At 58.8% G+C, this 17,815-nt stretch carries 12 protein-coding genes and 1 pseudogene; 4 read left to right on the plus strand and 9 right to left on the minus strand.

The features are described from left to right. Nucleotides 1-847 precede the first annotated feature (847 nt). Nucleotides 848-1,411, plus strand: a complete 564-nt coding sequence (locus AAC645_RS05975; protein ID WP_340314574.1) for a nuclear transport factor 2 family protein — start codon at nt 848-850, stop codon at nt 1,409-1,411. A 143-nt stretch (nt 1,412-1,554) separates the two neighbouring features. Here the strand turns inward: AAC645_RS05975 and AAC645_RS05980 are convergent, their stop codons facing one another. Continuing rightward, nucleotides 1,555-2,067, minus strand: a complete 513-nt coding sequence (locus tag AAC645_RS05980) for a TetR/AcrR family transcriptional regulator (RefSeq protein ID WP_340314575.1) — start codon at nt 2,065-2,067, stop codon at nt 1,555-1,557. 414 nt (nt 2,068-2,481) lie between these two features. Between AAC645_RS05980 and AAC645_RS05985 the strand changes: the two genes are divergently transcribed. From AAC645_RS05985 to AAC645_RS05990, 3 genes and pseudogenes are all read left to right on the plus strand, one after another. After that, nucleotides 2,482-4,449 carry an oxidoreductase gene (locus tag AAC645_RS05985; RefSeq protein ID WP_340314577.1) on the plus strand — a complete coding sequence of 656 codons (1,968 nt, stop codon included), beginning with the start codon at nt 2,482-2,484 and terminating at the stop codon, nt 4,447-4,449. A 51-nt stretch (nt 4,450-4,500) separates the two neighbouring features. Next, nucleotides 4,501-4,737, plus strand: a pseudogene (locus AAC645_RS20400) (TonB-dependent receptor domain-containing protein); the annotation flags it as partial. A 115-nt stretch (nt 4,738-4,852) separates the two neighbouring features. Then, nucleotides 4,853-5,200 carry a hypothetical protein gene (locus tag AAC645_RS05990; protein WP_340314579.1) on the plus strand — a complete coding sequence of 116 codons (348 nt, stop codon included), beginning with the start codon at nt 4,853-4,855 and terminating at the stop codon, nt 5,198-5,200. 429 nt (nt 5,201-5,629) lie between these two features. On the opposite strand, the gene AAC645_RS05995 is transcribed toward AAC645_RS05990, so the two are convergent. From AAC645_RS05995 to AAC645_RS06030, 8 genes are all read right to left on the minus strand, one after another. Then, nucleotides 5,630-7,108: an FAD-dependent oxidoreductase gene (locus tag AAC645_RS05995; RefSeq protein WP_340314580.1), complete on the minus strand. Its 1,479-nt coding sequence runs from the start codon at nt 7,106-7,108 to the stop codon at nt 5,630-5,632. Nucleotides 7,109-7,267: 159 nt separating this feature from the next. Continuing rightward, the gene (locus AAC645_RS06000; RefSeq protein WP_340314582.1) at nt 7,268-9,727 is read right to left on the minus strand and encodes a TonB-dependent receptor; all 2,460 of its coding nucleotides are present in this window, start codon (nt 9,725-9,727) and stop codon (nt 7,268-7,270) included. A gap of 83 nt (nt 9,728-9,810) precedes the next feature. Beyond that, nucleotides 9,811-10,812: a FecR family protein gene (locus AAC645_RS06005; RefSeq protein ID WP_340314584.1), complete on the minus strand. Its 1,002-nt coding sequence runs from the start codon at nt 10,810-10,812 to the stop codon at nt 9,811-9,813. Next, nucleotides 10,809-11,348: an RNA polymerase sigma factor gene (locus AAC645_RS06010; RefSeq protein WP_340314585.1), complete on the minus strand. Its 540-nt coding sequence runs from the start codon at nt 11,346-11,348 to the stop codon at nt 10,809-10,811. Before AAC645_RS06010 ends, AAC645_RS06005 begins: the two co-directional genes overlap by 4 nt. 299 nt (nt 11,349-11,647) lie before the next feature. Beyond that, a complete protein-coding gene (locus AAC645_RS06015) occupies nt 11,648-12,250 on the minus strand; it encodes a peroxidase-related enzyme (protein ID WP_340314586.1) in 603 nt (200 codons plus the stop codon). A 533-nt stretch (nt 12,251-12,783) separates the two neighbouring features. Beyond that, entirely contained in the window at nt 12,784-13,869 is a 1,086-nt protein-coding gene (locus AAC645_RS06020) for an SMP-30/gluconolactonase/LRE family protein (RefSeq protein ID WP_340314588.1), read from the minus strand. Between the two features lie 117 nt (nt 13,870-13,986). Continuing rightward, entirely contained in the window at nt 13,987-15,036 is a 1,050-nt protein-coding gene (locus AAC645_RS06025) for an SMP-30/gluconolactonase/LRE family protein (RefSeq protein ID WP_340314590.1), read from the minus strand. A gap of 17 nt (nt 15,037-15,053) precedes the next feature. Next, entirely contained in the window at nt 15,054-17,747 is a 2,694-nt protein-coding gene (locus tag AAC645_RS06030) for a TonB-dependent receptor (RefSeq protein WP_340314592.1), read from the minus strand. Nucleotides 17,748-17,815: the final 68 nt, after the last annotated feature.

Raw genomic sequence — 17,815 nt, forward strand, 5'->3', positions numbered from 1 at the left:
TCATCAATCCGATCCGCGCGGCGGAGGGCGAGCCTGTCGGCGGTGAGCGCGACGTCAATGCGGATTGGAACAGCCTGCAACAGCTTACCAACCTGTTACGCTGAAGCAGCTAAGCAGGAGCTGATGTCAGCCCGCCTGGAGAGAAGCTTCGCATCGACTTCTATACGAACCGCGTGTTCGATAAGAAATATGACGTGAACCGGAAGACGAGTCAGCCTTAGTGACAATTATTACGGACGGGGCGCTCGCGTGCCCGTCGACGTGCACATGGGAAACCTTCGTACGGATCGTTTGGGCGCTGTTGACCGCTTGCCCCTTTTGGGACGTCCACAGATGGGAAGCGGACGTTGGCACCGCTGCCGGTTGAACTCCCGGTGGGATAATCGAACGGCTCTAAATTTCGACCAAAGCGGTTCCCGCTTGCGAATCGGAGGACTCCTCCGTATTTGTTAAGCGGACGGTGCCTCCCCACAACTTCCGTTTGCAGGGACAATAGGACTCCAACTGAAAATGCTAATAGGATCGGAAAAAGCAGATTTCCACAATTATAAAGCGGACTGCACAATGCATCTGGGTCGGCTGTGGATGACGGCTGTTATCGCATCCTTTCCGCCGCCTGCCACCATGCGGGTGACTATCGGATCCGCTACGCGATCAAAGGCCCCAAGGCTTTAAAAACATAGTCGGCGCTCGCCGGAGCCGCGCAAAACCAGATGACCAACGATAACCAGCAGGAGAATTGGATGTATGTCGGGTCTTCTCACCGCTCAAGATCGGTGCGGCGAAGCGACAAGCCGTATTGATCGTAGTGCGATATGGTCAATGTTGAAGAAAGAAGGAGAAGGATATGCCGCTGACCGAGCCACAAATGGAAGAATTATATGACGATAAACTGCTGTATGATAATATTATGATGTATGGTCGCGCTGCAGATAGGATGGATATTGAGGGAATCCGGAACACCTACTGGCCCGACTCGTACGACGATCACGGTGGCTATATGGGCGATGGCTCGAAATGGGCGGATGCAGTTGAAGCATATCGCGACCGGCTATACTCGTGCAGCCATCACATCAGCAACGTGCTATCCGAAATACAAGGCCACCGAGCCAAGCGCGAGAGCATGTTTCTTTGCGTCGTCGCGTATAAGGAGCCGGATGTCAGCTGCATCTTTGGCGGCCGGTACCGCGATCTGTGCGAAAAACGCAATGGGGTCTGGAAGATCTTGCGGCGCACCTGCATCTGGGACTGGGGTGACGTGAGGAAGCTGCAGACCGACTGGATGCTGAGCGTTGGCGTGCCAGAGATGTCCAACTGGGGCGCCCGCTATCCCGAAGATCCTATCTACCAGGACTGGTCTGGCAGTCCGTTGACGGCCCGGCCGGAGCATCAGCGGACGGTGGAGCGGTAGGTCGCGATGGCTATGCTGAAGACGCGTACATCAAGAACAGGCGAGGATTGGGCATTTTGAACCATCTGCCCTTTTCGACTATTTTCTGTTCCGTTCAGCCACTCGACCCGAGAATTTGGCAACAAGAGCCTACTGCAGAACTATTACTGTTCACAAGTCAGGCCCGCTATCAATATGTCGGTCAGGCGTGCGGCGCCCTCTTCCCAGTCGGATACGTAACCGAGGTTCGCGCCGCCGCCGATTGCCACCAGTAAATCAATCGGTTCCACGTCGCGCCGAATCCGTCCGGTGCGTTTGACATTTTCTAGAAGCTTGCCACACCCATCGATCAGCTTGTCGCGCGCGACCGCGCAAATTCTGTCCGCGCCACTGCCCGGCATGCTGAGAACGTCGACAATGATCCGCTTGGTCGACACATAATCGACGAACAGCAGCAACCATTGACGCAGAGCTTCAATGGGAAGCTCTGCCTGCGCAAGCCGCTCCGCCGCTTCTGCAAGCTGTTCGCCTTCATTTTCATAAAGCTGACCAACCAGCGCTTCGCGCGTTGCGAAGTGGCGATAGAGTGTGCCGATTCCCACGCCCGCCGCACGCGCGATATCCTCGAGGCTTGCCGAGATGCCTTTTTCGGCAAATGCCTCCTTGGCCACTGTCATCAGGCGGAGACGATTACGCTCTGCATCAGCGCGTGGCTTGCGGGGGGCTAAATTTCTATCGACCAAAGCGGTTCCCACTTGCGAATCGGAGGATTCCTCCGTATCCGTTAAGCGGACGGTTCCTCCTCATAGCATTTCCGATTGCGGACACAATAGGCCTCCGAGTCAAAATGCTGATAGGATTGGAAAAGGCCATGCCAGAGATTGCCACAATTGGAACGGAAAGCACAAGGCATCTCGGCCGACTGTGGATTGGCGGGCCGTTATTCGCATCCTTCCGATCGCTTGCCACGATGCGGGTGACCATCGGGATCACTCGATCAAAGGCCGTGCAGCGGCTTCAAAAATACATCGTCGCCGCTCGCCGGAACCCCTCAAAACGAAACGGCCAACGATAACCAAAAGGAGAATTGGATGTATGATCGGGTTTTCTCGCCGCTCAAGATCGGTTCGGTCGAAGTGCCAAACCGCATTGTCCGTCCCGCGCATGTGACGATGCTGGCCACGCGCGAGCCTGTCACGGACGATCTTATCGCCTATCATCTGGAGCGTGCGCGTGGTGGCGTCGGTCTCTCCATCCTCGAAGCCTGCTCGGCCCACCCGTCGTGGTATATGTCCCTGATCAATTGGGACGACTCAGTCATCCCGCACTATCGCAAGCTAGCGAACGCGATCGCGCCCACTGGGATGAAGCTGTTTCAGCAATTCTCGCATCCAGGGCACATCTTTACGCCCGCTGACGGGAGCCCGCCCTGGGCCCCATCCGCGGTGCCGGCCCGCTACTCGACATGCCCGCCGATCGAGATGACGATCGATCAGATCGAAGAACTGGTGGCGGCGTTCGGCGCCGCGGCCCAGCGCGTCGAGGCTGGCGGCCTCGACGGCGTTGAGCTTCACGCGGGCCACGGCTACCTTGTGTCGCAGTTCCTTTCGCCGGTGCTGAACCGGCGTGACGACCGCTACGGCGGGTCGATTGAGAACCGACAGCGCTTCCTGCTGGAGTGTCTGCGGGAGATGCGTGCTCGGACAAGCGCAGGCTTCCCCTTGGGTATGAGGATCAGCGAAAGCGGCGATCCGGCGGTGTTCTCGATCGAGGAAGCCAACGCGGTCTGTAAGCTCGTTGAGGATGAAGGCCTGATCGACTATATAAACATCTCGCACAGCGACTATTACGACAAGATCGAAGTCAGCGCGGGGATGGACCGTCCCGCCGGATATCAGCTCCCCACCGCGCGACGGATCGGCCAAGGCCTAAAGGTGCCGCGCCTGGTCACGGGCCGGTTCGGCACTCTGGACGACGCCGAGCAGGCGATCCGCGCGGGCGACGCAGACCTCGTTGGCATGGTGCGCGCGACGATAGCGGATCCTGAACTCGTCAGGAAATCACGAGAGGGCCGGGCAGCCGAAGTCCGCCCCTGCATCGCATGCAATCAAGGCTGCATCGGCGGGACGCTGGCGGAGGGACGGATCGGTTGTGTCGTAAACGCAGAAGCCGGACGCGAAGCCGCCTTGTCTGAACAGTTCCTGGAGCGGTCGGCACCGCGGCGGCGGGTCGTGATCGTGGGTGGCGGACCCGCCGGGATGGAGGCGGCCAGGGTCGCGGCGTTGCGCGCCCATGAGGTGATCCTGTTCGAGGCAACCCCGTCGCTCGGCGGCCTGATCAATCATGCCCGCCGCGTGCCAAAGCTTCAGGCGATCGGCGACATTACCAACTGGCTGGAGGCGGAGGTCTATAAGCTCGGCGTGGACGTCCGCCTGTCCACCTATCTGGATGCCGAGGAGGTGCTGAACGAGGCACCCGACGTCGTTATTGTCGCGACCGGCACAAACAAACTGGAGGGACCAATAAGGCAGGTCGCGAATCCGACGGCCGAGGTGCGGGTCGCGCCCGGCGCGAACATTATGGATGCGATCGATCTGCTTGATAGCGGGCGAAAAGATCTCGGCAGGAGCGCGGTAGTCGTTGACGATGTCGGTCACTATGAGGCCATTGGCTGTTGCGAGGAGCTTTTGAACCGTGGGATGGATGTTACTTACGTCACCCGCCATGGCAGCTTCGCGCCCCTCATCGAAGTAACGATGCGCGATGCAGGCGCGCTCAAGCGGCTATACAAGCTAGGTAAATTCAGCATCCTGACGCAGGCGCTTCTCGTCGCCGTCGAACCGGGACGGGCCACTATTCGGGTCCTGCAGGGCGAACAGATCGACGTTGTTCCCGCCGATGTGGTGGTCAGGGTCGATTTTCGACAGTCCGCCAACGCGCTGTGGCGCGAGTTACGCGGGCGGACGCAGAACCTTCATCTCGTCGGCGACGCAAAGTCGGCTCGGAACCTTCACGCCGCCATCCGCGAAGGTCACGCGGCGGGGCTTGCCGTAGCTTGAACTGCGATTCCACCGGGCTACGCACGCGACGGCAGCGATAAACCTTAACCGATCGGGCGGCGGCGCGAGACCGGTCTCAAACAGTCGTTCCTCAACAACCGGGCTCACCTGAACGCCGCGGTATTTTATGCCAAGAACAAGAACCAGCAGGTTCAGACGCTCGATTTGAACTCGGGCGGCACGCTGACCGGCAATGCCGGCGTGATGGAGAATTACGGTGTCGAGGCAGAGGCTCAGATCACCCCCATGAACGGGCTGAATCTCGGCCTCAGCGGTTCGTGGCAGCATGCACGCTACAAGCCGTTCCCCAACGCCGCGCTGGTCTGCTATAAATCGGGCGCTGAACACTCCGACTGCACCCGGCGCGACCCTGTTCCCATGTCCCATCGATCTCTCGGGCACGGTGCCGCCATTCGCTGCGGAATGGTCGGGTTCGATCAGTGCAAGCTACAATTTCGCCGTCGGGTCATGGACGGCGCAGCTAGCGGGTCTCGCTACCTATCGTTCGGCGATCGACTTCCTGCCGGGGGCTGGCGGTCAGCTGCGCGCCGACCACGACAACCAGCTCTTTCTGGTGAATGCGTCGGGCTATGTCAGCCCTCCCGGCGAGAATCTGCGGGTTGGCTTCTATGCCAACAATGTGTTCAACAAGGCCTATCCGGCCTACGTGCAAACCGCTCAGCCCTATGGCGTCTATTATAACGCCGCCAGGCCGCGGACATATGGTTTGCGTCTGCAATATGGGTTCTAATATTTCAATGGTTTTGGACGTGGGCGGCGGTTGTCGGTTGGCAACCGTTCCACGCAATAGCCTCTTGTACGACAGAACAGCTTTGAACGAAGCCACGTGTACACGGCACCCGGCGCGGCATCCGCTTACGCCGAAACTAGCGCGTAGAGTTATGGATTTCGGCAAGCAACGACTGCTCGCCATTGCGGATTCGATGGAGCGCGTGGCCAGCCGCTGAGATTTGTGCCAGGCAACACTTCTTCAGCGACGATGCCGCCGCCAAGCTGCTCTATCCGATCTTGAACTGTCGGAGAAAGAGTAGCAAATACCGTCGCGGGAGTGGTCCATGGCCGAGGCTCAGTTCGCCGCCATCTTCGGTGAGCGCTTCACCAGGGCGATGACCGCGTAATGTTTAGCCGCCCGGCCGCACACGAAACCTCTGACAGTCCCTCATCTCGGTCCACCGCTGAAGCTACCCCGTTCAAGACCCTTCCAGGCGCGCCGTTCGTCTGCCGCGTTCTTGCCGGCAATCCTGCCGAATATCAGCGCGCTTCCCATGAACGAGCCTGACATATACCCAGCACCGTGAAAGCCACCGGTAACTTCACCGGCGGCATAGAGCCCGATAATGGGATCACCGTCGCAGTTGAGCACCTGCATGTTGCGGCTGATCCGCAACCCCCCATTGAAATGGGTGGTTCCTGGCACCAGAACCGATGCGAAGAACGGCGCGGCTTCTATCTTCTCCAGCGCTCCCAACGTGCCGACCAGAAATTCTCTTCCGAACTCCAGAGCGGCGCCACTCTCTACCGCCGAGTTATATTGTTCAACGGTGCGCTCCATCATGGCACCATCAACGCCATACTTAGCCTCCAGCAGATTCCCTACCCCCGCAAGCGTATCTGCAGAAACCTCGTGCGATGGCCCGAGCGTTGCTGAAACGGGCGAGTTCAGATAGGCTTCCCTTATCTTGCTGTCATATACCTGGATCATCAGCCTGTCGGGTTGGCACACGCCCGCCCAGGACAGATTGACGTAGACATCAGATTCACAACAGAATCGCCTGCCCTCCTTGTTGACAAGAATGGCGCCCTTATAGTTTACGAGGGAAGGCGTATTCATTACCGGATCGACAGGAACTGTGGGCGCTATACCGAATTCGAGATAAGACGTCGCCGCTCCGATTTCCATCGCCATACGAAGACCGTCACCAAGCGAACCGTTTCCGGTAAGGGGAAGAAAATATTGGGATCCCTCACGCCCATATTTCTGGATCAGCTCGACATTGCGAGTAAATCCTCCGCTTGCCAGTATGACTGCCCGCTCCGCCTTTATGCGTCGCATACCCTCTGGCCCCTCTACGACAAGACCGGTGACACGGCCGGCCGCGTTTCTGACCAACATGCGAGCTGGGTTTTCAAGGAGGATGTCGACCTCGCGACGCCTTGCGGCTCGTTCGAGCCTGCTTATGATTTCCGCCCCACCGCCAATTCCGCCGGGTTCATGTGCCCAGGCTCTTTGCATATGGGCGAACTGCAGGCTTGCAATGAACTCGACTCCCAACTCCTTCAAGCGGGCGTAGGTATTCGCAGCCTCCTCGACATAGAGACGGGACAGTTCGAAATGGCTGTCGTGATGATGAGCCTCATCGAGATCGTCGAGCAGTTCGGAGCGGCCGCCCGGTACAAGATCCGTCTCACAAAGAGTGACATATCCTCCAGAAAGTCTCGAGCTTCCTCCGACTTCGTTCTGGCTCTCGACGATCAGCGTCATGGCCCCCACCTCAGCGGACTCCACCGCCGCGATGAGCCCTGCCGCTCCACTGCCTACTATGACGACATCAACCTCCATGTCCCAAACATCATCATAGATGGAGGCGGATGTCGCGGCCGGATCGCTGCGATTGGGCGCAGACTGATTGATCTTCACGTCTTCTTCCTTTTGCACTTCAGGCGGTATCGATACCGAAGTCTCTCTCGATCAGACGCACTTCTCCCATGATGCCACCACCACATTGGAAGAGCGCCTTGGCAAGAAAACGCTTGGCGGCCTTGGTGTTGCACGTCCGAAACATGTATGTCCGGGAGCTCAGAACTTAAAGCTCACGCTGCCGCCCAGTTCCCGTGGCGGCGCGTAATGCACTGCGTCCGCCACAGGGGTTGGCACTGCCCCCGTCGTATAGGCCTTGTTGGTCAGGTTCTTGCCCCAGATCGTAAACTGGAAACCACTCCCCGACGGGCTCCACGACAGTTGGCCGTCCACAAGCGTATAGGCCGACTGCCGGACCCGACCGAGCACCTCATGGTTGAACGCCGACGAGTGCGTGACGTTCGCCGATGCTTCGAAATCGCCGCCGCCAATCTCGGTCCTGAAATCCAGTCCGGCGCTACCGGTCAACTTAGGCGCGCGGATTAGGCGGAATCCACTGGCGTCCATCGAACTGGCAATGTTTCCACCCAGGCGGTCCGGATTGATGGGATAGACCACTGCGCCCAGATAGCGCGCATATTTAGCCTCAGGTAGGAAGCTTGCTCCCATCCGAATACTGAAGCCGCCCCCGACGTCAATCGTTCCGTCGGCATCGATGCCTGTCAGCTTGGCGCTGGCGGCGTTGGCGATGCCGGTGAAGGTTGATCCGTTGCGGGTACCAATGACCGACACCTGCAGGTTTTGCCAATCATAATGGAAGACAGCAAGATTGAAAGTGTATCGACGTGTCGCCGCCTTGAATCCTATTTCGTAGGAGTTCAACTGTTCCGGGTCGACGGCGAATTTGCTTAGAGCCGAGATACTGTAACCGCCGCTCTTGAATCCCTTGCTATACGTAGCATAGATGTTCGCATCACGGGAAAACTTATAGACGATCGAGGCGCGCGGCGTGAATGCATGCCAGCGAACGGGATCCCCGAGCAACGGAATGTTGTCCGGCAACGGAGAACCGGCACCGAATCCCGCACGAAGGTTCGGGTAGAATGCCGCATGCTGGGCTTTTCGCTCCGAGCTGTAGCGGATTCCACCAACGATGCTCAAATGTTCGCTCACGTCAAAGGTGCCATCGGCAAAACCCGCAATAGCACTCGTGTGGACAGCGCCGAAAGCGCCATTGATGGTCGCCGAGCCGGATATGTTGTGAAAGTAAAAGGCCCCCACGATCCAGTTGAACCGACCCGGCTTTGAGGTGAGCAGGATCTCCTGCTGAAAAGGCTTATCCCACTGCGACGAGACGGTGACGCCGACAGGCGCGGCCGTAGCGTCGATATCCCCAGGCGTAAATTCGTAGGACTTGGAATATCCGGTCAAAGAGCTGAGAGTTGCCCAATCCAGATTCCAGGAGATCTGTGCGGAGCCACCGTGGTCCTTAATGATCGCGGGCCCGAGCGGCTGCGTAAATGCGATCTCCCAAGGCGTCTGCGGCAGCGGCGTGCTAGGAAACAGGCGCCTGGCCAGGGTATTGTTGTTTAGCGGACTAAAGGGCATGGCAGCTCGGTCGTTGCGATGAACGTGGTAGGCCTTTAGCGTGATCTCGAGAGAGTCGGTGGGCTCGATCAGGATTTTGCCGGTGATCTGATGCGCTCGAATCCTGCCATAGGCTCCCTGGCTGATGATATCCCTGAAGTAGCCACTGTTGGTGACGAAAACAGCAGACAGGCTCGCGGCAATCTTGTCCCGCACGATAGGGCCGGTTACGAAGCCTTTGGATATGGTCTCCGTTCCCTTGCCGCCGCTGGTGTATATTCCCACACTTTGCGAAAGGGTGCCGGTGAAGCGATCAAGCGAAGGTTTCCGGGTCGTTATAAGGATCGCTCCGCCGGTTGAGTTGCGCCCAAACAGCGTACCCTGAGGTCCCTTCAACACTTGAATCTGCTCAATATCGGGAAGCTCGAAGTTGTTTACGACCTGATTCGGTCGGTAAAGTCCGTCGAGATAGATCGCTACTGGACTGTCGTTGCCAGCTGCACCGATCGTCGTCTGGACGCCGCGGAGGACGGGCTGCATGGTGGTGCCGGTGGTCAAGATGTTCAAGCCCGGAATTACCTTCTGCAGATCCTGGATATTGGTGACGTTAGCCCGCGCAATATCCGCGCCGCTCTGGCTGATCATGGAGATCGGCACGTCTTGCAGACGTTGGGCCCTCCGCTGCGCCGTGACGATTATCTCCTGCGTTGCATCCGAAGCGGCTGGATCGCGCGCCGCAGTGTCGACGGTATTTTCGTCATCGACTGCAGCCGACGGAGCGCTTTGTCGGACCGCGGCGGTGCGCATGCCAATAATATATGCACCGTTTGTCCGCTGAGATCTGACATTTCCGTCGCTGAGCAATCGGCTCAATGCCTCGTCATTTTCAAATGTTCCAACCACTCCGCGGGTTCGCTTTCCTGCTAGTGATTTCGGCAGAAAGATAACCTGGCTACCGCTTTGCAAAGCAAATTCCTTGAGCGCGGTTGAGAGGTCCTGTGGTGGGACGTTAAAAGCCGTCGGGGCGCCTAGCGCTCCCGAGGAAATGAGCCCCAGAACGCAGCAGCTCGCGCACAAAATTGCCTTTTTCATCGCCCCCTCCTTACATGCTCGTTTCGAGCCTCATTTACATGAGTGGAGCAGGCAGAAACCCCTCAGCGGATTCCGAGTATTTTTTAACGGAGGACGATTGTGCCGTCGCTTTTACGCGATACTTTAGCGATACCCATCGCGTCGATTGCACTTACAAGCGTTTCAACGTCGCCGGCATTTATAACCGCGCTTATGCGTCGTGCTGCCGTGTCGTTATTTTCGATCACGAATTTCTGGGCGGTATAGCGATTGAATTCGGCGCACAGGTCGGAGAGTTGCGCATTCTCGAACACGAGACGCCCATGCATCCAGGATGTCGCCGCGAGATTATCCGCTTTCTCTGAAATCCATCGGCCGCCGCCGGCAACAAGAAGTCGGGTGCCCGCGTCCATCTGAATCGAAAGATTTCCGTCGTCTGGACGGCCATGTACCTTTACCCGCCCTCTCACCAGAACGACATCCAGACGATTGGACGCCAGGTCTATCGAAAAAGCGGTCCCCAAGGCGGTCAAGGATCGCCCATCCAAGCCTACGACGAATGGGCGGCGCGTGTCGTGTGCTACATCAAAATAGGCTCGGCCTCGCTCGAGCCGCACAAAACGGCGGCTACTGTCGATCTCCACATGGATCGAGGATTCCGCATCCAACATTATGGTCGAACCATCAGCAAGCGCGATCGGCTTTCGCTCGCCGGTGGATGTCACAAATCTTGCCGACTCCTGTGCCTGTCGAGGCATTTCCGGCTCAAGCCTAAGTGCGACAAACGTCAATCCGATCGATACAAAAACAGCCATCACTGCCGCGGCGATCGCCCCCAACGATCGGAACGAGCGCGTGGCCCAACCGCGTCGGGCATGCTCGCGGAGTGCCAAGAGCTTCGGCGCCGTCCGCAGCGGTTCTACTCCTCGCCAAACGCGATCAACATCAGCAAACGCATCGGCATTGCCTTGGTCACGCAGCCAGGCTTCAAGATCTTCGACTTCGCTCTCCGATAGTGCTCCGGACCGCATTCGCGCGAAACGCATCGCGGCTTCGCGCGCTACCGGATCAACCCGGCTATCCAAATCGCCGCTTTCAGCAGTCACCGGCATCGCCCCGTGGATACGACCAATATGCTCAGCGCAAGCATGATGTGTTTTTCGACAGCGCTCACGGATATTCCGATCCGGGCAGCTATGGCCGCATAGGTCATTTCGTCGAACCGATGCATAAGGAAGACGTCACGCGTCCGGGCTGGCATATTCTCGATCGCCCGCATCGCAATATCAAGTTCTTGCCGACCAAGCACGCAGCGGTCCGGCAATGGCAGAGGGTCCCGCAGATGGTGCATGAACTCGTCAACGGAGCTATCTTCCAAATTATTGGTACGCCGATGCCGTGCCAATGTGTTTCGCGCTACCGTAAACAGATAGGCTTCTGCGTTTTCTATTGGGGCATTCGATTTCCGCGATTGAATGCTTACCAGGACGTCCTGTACCAGATCATCTACAGCCTCACCCTTAACCCGCCGCCTGAAATAGACTCTCAGCGCAGCTATATGCGTGCTCAGCAAGCCCGCGCTGCGCCGCGCATCACCCTCGGCTCCTGGCAAAGGAACATCCGAAGATTCCCGCTCGCGCATGCCCCCCCTCTCGCGTTCTGATTTATACGTAAGAGCCAAAAATATGACGGTACCTCAGGCAAAACTGAAATTAAAAATTCTTAAGGGGGCCGTTGCTGGATCGCATCGTCGGACGTTACGGGAGCTTCGGACGGCTTGCTGTGCTATCGATGCACCGCGATCGTGGTTCTGAATGGCAAAGTGGTTACTCGCGTAGCGGAGCCGGCCGAAGGTCGCCACGGTTCAGTATGTGCCGGCACGCAAGCTCGGCCAGGCTCCCGTTGCGTTTTGCCATCAGACTCCCGCCGTTTTATCTTCTATTAATCAGAAGGAGCGATGGACCGCATGAAGTCATCGTCCGGACGCTGGCCGTATCCCGACGTCAGTCGGTTGGTCAGGTTGAACATCGCTGCCATTTCGACGATGTAATATATCTTCTCATCGCTGATTCCGACATCGCGGAGCTTCTGCAGATCGGCTTGTTCCATTCTGCCGGGTTGTTCCGTGAGCTTGACGCAATAGTCGGCGATCGCGCGCTCCTGTGCGGACAATTCGACAGATCGATAGTTGATGGCGATTCGTCTGGCTCGCCCATGATCGCCGATATAGCTTCCCAGCAAGTGCCCGTGAATGACCAGGCAGGTGACGCATGAATTCACGGAAGATACGACAACGCCGATGAATTCGCGCTCGGCCAGCGTCAGTAATCCGTAGGAAGGGTCGAGAAAGGCCGGCCCCATATAGGCGCCACCCCGAGAGAAACCGGCCTCCTCATAGGAGGCGAGGATCCTCATCGAATGCTTCTCTGGCACCGGACTTTCGAGCCACTCCTGCGGCAGCTTGTAGGCGGGATCGCCGGGTATCCAGGCATAGGGGTCGTTCGACTTGAACTCTGGCACCAGAGTGGATTTAGGATCTGTCATAGTGTCTCTCCGCCCAACTCAAAAAATCGCGACTACCGGCAGCGCCGATCATGCTCCATTGCTTGCCGAGAAAAAAGGCCCCTACCTAGTGGCGATATCTATGCTGGATTAAGGCCGCATGGATATGGGCACCGAGCCGCCGCGAGGCGGTGGGGCTTCTGCCGCTGCCTGGCCAGCGAAAATCGGCCGGCCGAGACGATTCAGCCAATTGGAAGCATCCAACAGGATGATTGTCCTTACCATCGGAACTTGCTCCCAGGCGCAGCATGACTTCACGACCGCGCTGACAGAGGGCTGGATATCGCCGGGGAGGCGTCCATCTACGTCATGGCGTGACGATATCGAGGTCGGTAAAGCTCGTGAGCGCTGACCGCAGGCGCTCGACAGCGCCTTTGTCGCCCGGGATTTTCAAACCGCTCCCTGCTCTGATTTTGCTTGTGGGGTCCCGGAGAAAAGCTGCAACATGGTAGCACCATGGCCCGCGTTGCACCCACTACCGAGTTTCGACGCCGAGCCGCCTTGCACAATCCGCATCATGGCATCGGCCGATAGCCAAGCTTGCTTGCGCTAAACGAGCCCACCCAGAGGGTCTTCCCGACAGGAAGCGCAAAGGAAACGCCAGAATATTGTGGATCGGCGGGAGCCTTGGCCAAGAACGTCACAGCCAGCGTCTCGGGATCCACTGCCTCGACGTGATAGCCTTTCGTGCAAGGGAAGCCATCTGCCGCCGCGGGGCAAGCATCGGTTCTCGCTCCCGCGGCGATAAGGCGCCCGTTCACCCAGTGAATATTGTCAGGGAGACCGCCCTTGATCTCGACGCTTCTCAGCTTCTTGGCGGGGTTCGTGGTGGTAAAGGACGTGATGGCGCCATCTCCGATGGTGATCGCGCTCTTGCTGTTGACATATATCCTGTTCCCGTCGGCCGACACTTCGATGCCGTTATTGCCGACGAGGTCGGTCCCCGCCATACGTTCGAATGCGGGGCTGCCGGGGGTCCATCTGTAGACGGCTCCGGTCAGCTTCGGCACTCCTGTCCACCAATCTTTTATGGTGGTGCCAGGATGGTTCATCACCGTCACGTAAACGGTCCCGTCGGACGCTGCGGCAACGGCGTTGGCGGCCAGCTTGTCAGGCCAGGGGAGGCACCCCGCCCAGGTCAGGGTCGGCTTGCGGTGCGTCGCGTCGATGTCGAAGACTTCTATCCTTTCCCCGACGCCTGGATTGGTTCCGCCATGGTTGACCGCGTAGAGGGTCGCACGTCCGCGTCCGCGCTCGCGAAGGTTGATGCCGTGAATTGCCAGATCGTCGGGCGCTGGCTGAACCTTGCATTGTTCAAAAGGTGCCCGGGCCTTGGCACCGGCCGGCGCGATCCACCGCTCCCATCGTTTAGCCGTTCCGTCGACGAGGTGAAGCCCGCTTCCAAGACGCATCCCACTCGCGATGATCCAGCGTCCACCTGGCAGAGCTGCCAGATCTTCGGGGTTTTGAATCCCACACAGGAACTTAAGATCGCCCGAGGACGGACATGAGTCCACGGCCGACTTCGCGGCAATGCCGGGCAAGGCCAGTCCCAGAATACCGACAAGTATTGCGCCTATGACCGCTTGAACCTTGTTCATGCAACTCTCCCGTCCATCGCTCCATGTCACAGGCGCGGAGTGACTTTTCGCAGAATGGTATAACCACTGTTTTCATAGCAGAAGCGTACCATCGAAAGCGCCACGGCATGTGGCATCTCAGGGATCGGGTGGGATCGCGGCCTCGGCGAAGGCGCCGGCGCGATGGATCTTGGCCCTACGCCCGGGATAGTCGCTCGACAGGATATAGAGTTCGCGGGTGCCTGGCTTGATCGCCATGCTGGTAGTGAAGAGCAGCTCTCCGCGATCCCGGTCGGGGATCAGTATCTGGCCGATCGGAACGCCTTTGGGATTGAAGACCATCACCCTGCCCTCGCCAGCCAGCGCAGCATAGACGTTGCCGTCGCTGTCGGTTCGCAGCGAATCCACGGTTGCCCCGGTGAAATGGTAGCGCATCGTCGTGCCGACGACGGGCGAAATCTGCGTCGGCGTCACAAGGTTGATGCGATGGAGGAAACCCGTTCCCACCTCGCCGATCCACAAAGTCTTTCCGTCGGGGCTGAGCGCGATCCCGTTGGGCATCGACAGATGCGTGATGATAGGGGTGACCGTCTTCATGTCCGCACCAACGTGGTAAACGCCGCCGGTGCGGTCGGCATTGTTGCCTTTGAAATCGGTGAAGTAGAAACCGCCCTCCTTGTCCATGGCAAGGTCGTTAGGCTTATGACCCGCCCTGGGATCAATGATGACCAGCTTGTCCGTACCATCCGGCCGGATTGAGAATATACTGCCTCCGCCACCTGCCACAAGGACACGACCGTCCTTGAGAAAGGCCAGACCAGAAGAGTGGGCATCATTTTTCGGCAGAATCATCGTCAGATCCTGCGTGGGCGAAAGCCGCATAACCCGGCCGCCTTGCACTTCGACGAACAGCAGGTTGCCCTGCGCGTCGAAAAGAGGCCCCTCTATGAAGAGATTCTGGTCCATCCCGTCGAACGCCTTCATGCTGGTCGTCATGCTGTACCAGGGCTGCGCGACGATCGTCTGGAGGCCGACCTCGCTTGGCGGTATGGCTGGCGCGCGGCTGGTCGTGGGATAGGTGAGAGTGGGATAGGATGTGGCCCCCGCTTTCGACGGGGATTGCGCCACACCCTGGCCCGCACAAATCGTGCAGGCCAGGATCATCGACCATTTGGAGGTATTCCGCACCAAGCGACTCCTCATCATCAGAACTTGGTCGACACGCGCAGCATGATTTCCCGACCGCGGCTGACATAGGACTGGAGATCACCGAGAATAGCAGGGCCAGTTTCGTTGCCCGGTGCCGTGCCAGTGTTGGGCACATTGCTTGCCCTGACGAAATAATATTTATCGGTAAGGTTGCGGCCAATCAGCGCGACGTCCCAACGGTCATCCTGTTCCGAGAGGCGCAGCGTGGCGTCAAACAGCTGGTAACTAGGCACCCGTCCCTCCGGGATGGAGGCCGGGTCGGAAAGATAGCTCGCGCTGAACGTCATATTGGTCGACAGACCGATTTTCATGCCGGACCCGATCGGCGTTTCATAATCGAAGCCCACATTGCCGGTCCATTCGGGCGTACGAACAACTTGTCCGCCGGCTAGGTTTTGCAGAGATCCATTGACACCCGGAGCAGCGGGCACCCCCGCCCCAGGCTGGCCGGGCGCCGGCACGAACGCGCAGCCCAGAGCCTTGCTCTGACCCCGGTAGCAGTTTGCGAAATAGTCGACGTAGCGCGCCTTGTTATAGGCTACGGCGCCGTGAAGGCTCAACCCCTCCAGCGGGGTTCGATAGGAGAAGTCGAATTCGCCCCCCTTGCTCCGCACTTTGCCGACATTCTTGAGCTCTTGGAAAGCGCCGGTGCTGATGGTGACCTGAAGGCCTTTCACTTCATAGCTGTAGAGGGCCAGGCTCGTGCGAAGATCACCGCCCAGCAGCGACGCCTTGGCTCCTGCCTCGAAGCCCTTGACGGTCTGCTGATCATAATCGAGCGGCAGGGCGAAGTTGGCGGCGCCGCCATTATAGCCACCGGAAATGAACCCATGCTTGTAGGACCCATAGATGTTCAGGTTCCGGTCGGGATGGTAGGACAGCGTGAATTCGGGCGAGAAGTCGTTCCAGCTATTCTTGGAACCCTGGGCGAGAATGGGCACCCGTGGCAGAAGGAGACCGGTCACAGGATCGACGGTATTTCCGCTCTCCGCTATCGGCAGCCTTTTCTTCTCATATGAATAACGGCCACCGCCGGAGAACTGAATCTGATCGGTGATGTCCCATTGCATCTGCATGAAAGCCGAATAGGCGGTGCCCTTCTGCTCATGATGGGAATTGGCGACGACTGCTGGGATCAGCGGCGCGACTGTCGTGAAATCGGTCCCGTTGAGAAAGGCGGCCAAACCCTGCGTGGCCTTGCTCTTCTGGAAATGCCCGCCGATCATGAAGTTGACCGGCCCGTCGAAATTGCTGGTGAGGCGCAGTTCCTCCGACAGTTCCGTAAAGCTCAGCCTTTGATTGGATGCCAGCATGCGCGAAGGAATATAGGTCGCGGTCACGTTGACGAAGGAATCGGCCTTCATATGATAGAGGCCGGTCACCGAGGTCAGCGTCAGCTCGTCGCTCGGGCGATAGTTCATTTCATAGCCGATCAGCAGCTGCTTCTGAGCGCCCCGCAACTGGCCATCATTCTCGCCGAAAGCCGGATAGCGCAGGGCGAAATTCGGGGTACGCGCCCCCACGGAAACCTTGTCGTCGGCGCGGCAATCATCGATCTGGCCGGACTGCGGCGCGCCGCTCGGACAGGATACGATCTGAAGGTTCGAGGTATATCCGTCATCCTTGAGCTTGCCATAGGTGACCTTCAGGCGGGCGTCGAAATTATCCGCGGGCTCGAACTTCAATGTGCCCCGTACCGCGAATTCTTCGGCCCTGGGCGCGTAGCGATGCTTGGGCGCGGTGATCAGGTTGCGCGGCGTGGTGTTCTCAACCCAGCCGCGCATCTTCGATCCATAGGCCGCGATGCGAAAGCCAAGAGTGTCGGTGATCGGGCCGGCGATATAGCCTTCGCCGCGCCACTCATGCGCGTTGAACTCATAGCCGACCGCGGCCTTGCCCTGAAGCTCCTTCGTCGGATCGCCCGTCCGGATGGAGATGACGCCGCCAGGACTGTTCTTGCCGTAGAACAGCGCCTGAGGCCCTTTGAGCACCTCGACCTGCTGCATGTCCATCTGCCCCATGCGACGCACCGAGGCACGCGCCACCTGCACGCCATCAATGTTGAACGAAACGGCCTGGTCGGCAAAGGGATTGCCGTCCGAACCGCTGATACCCCGGATCACGATGCTGCCACCCTGGGCGGTGGCGCCGTCGCCGACGATCAGCTGGGGCACGAGGCGGGCGATACCATCCATCGAATTGATCCCGCGTTTTTCCAGTTCGGCCCCGGTCACAGCAGTGATCGCGACGGGCACGTCGATCAGCGTCTCCTCCCGCTTGCGCGCGGTCACGATGATGTCGCCGCCGATCGGATCGGCGGGCGCGGCCGCTACCACCGGCTCGCTCCGAACCGGCGGCTCCGACTGAAATGCGATGCGGCGCAGTTTAGGCGCAGCTCGGACGATCGCCTGGGCACCAGAAGGATCGCGCCTGGCCTCGAAGCCTGTGCCTTTAAGCAACTGGATCAACGCAGCCTCTGGCGAGGAGCTGCCGCTGGTTCCCGCAGTGACGGCGCCTGCGAACTGATCCGGCCGATAGACCATCTGGAGCCCGGATTCTCGTGCGAGCTGCTTCAGCGCCTGCTCCAGATCGCCTCGCGGAACAGTGTAGCCCTGAGCGATTGCCGGCGCGGCATATGCGAGCAGGCTCCCGCAGATCGTTGCAGCTGCCGCGTGCTTCCAATTCTTCATGAGGCCCTCCCCTAGTGCGGCTGTGTTGCCGTCGAATAGGTAAGACCATCGGAGAGGGAAAAACCCTA

This window comes from Rhizorhabdus argentea (genome assembly GCF_037861105.1).
In the GTDB taxonomy this organism is placed as follows: Bacteria; Pseudomonadota; Alphaproteobacteria; order Sphingomonadales; family Sphingomonadaceae; genus Rhizorhabdus; species Rhizorhabdus argentea.

Coding starts and splice junctions, on each gene's coding strand:
- AAC645_RS05975 (WP_340314574.1), top strand. CDS start 848: ATGCCGCTGACCGAGCCACAAATGGAAGAATTATATGACGATAAACTG.
- AAC645_RS05980 (WP_340314575.1), bottom strand. CDS start 2,067: ATGACAGTGGCCAAGGAGGCATTTGCCGAAAAAGGCATCTCGGCAAGC.
- AAC645_RS05985 (WP_340314577.1), top strand. CDS start 2,482: ATGTATGATCGGGTTTTCTCGCCGCTCAAGATCGGTTCGGTCGAAGTG.
- AAC645_RS06000 (WP_340314582.1), bottom strand. CDS start 9,727: ATGAAAAAGGCAATTTTGTGCGCGAGCTGCTGCGTTCTGGGGCTCATT.
- AAC645_RS06010 (WP_340314585.1), bottom strand. CDS start 11,348: ATGCGCGAGCGGGAATCTTCGGATGTTCCTTTGCCAGGAGCCGAGGGT.
- AAC645_RS06015 (WP_340314586.1), bottom strand. CDS start 12,250: ATGACAGATCCTAAATCCACTCTGGTGCCAGAGTTCAAGTCGAACGAC.
- AAC645_RS06020 (WP_340314588.1), bottom strand. CDS start 13,869: ATGAACAAGGTTCAAGCGGTCATAGGCGCAATACTTGTCGGTATTCTG.
- AAC645_RS06030 (WP_340314592.1), bottom strand. CDS start 17,747: ATGAAGAATTGGAAGCACGCGGCAGCTGCAACGATCTGCGGGAGCCTG.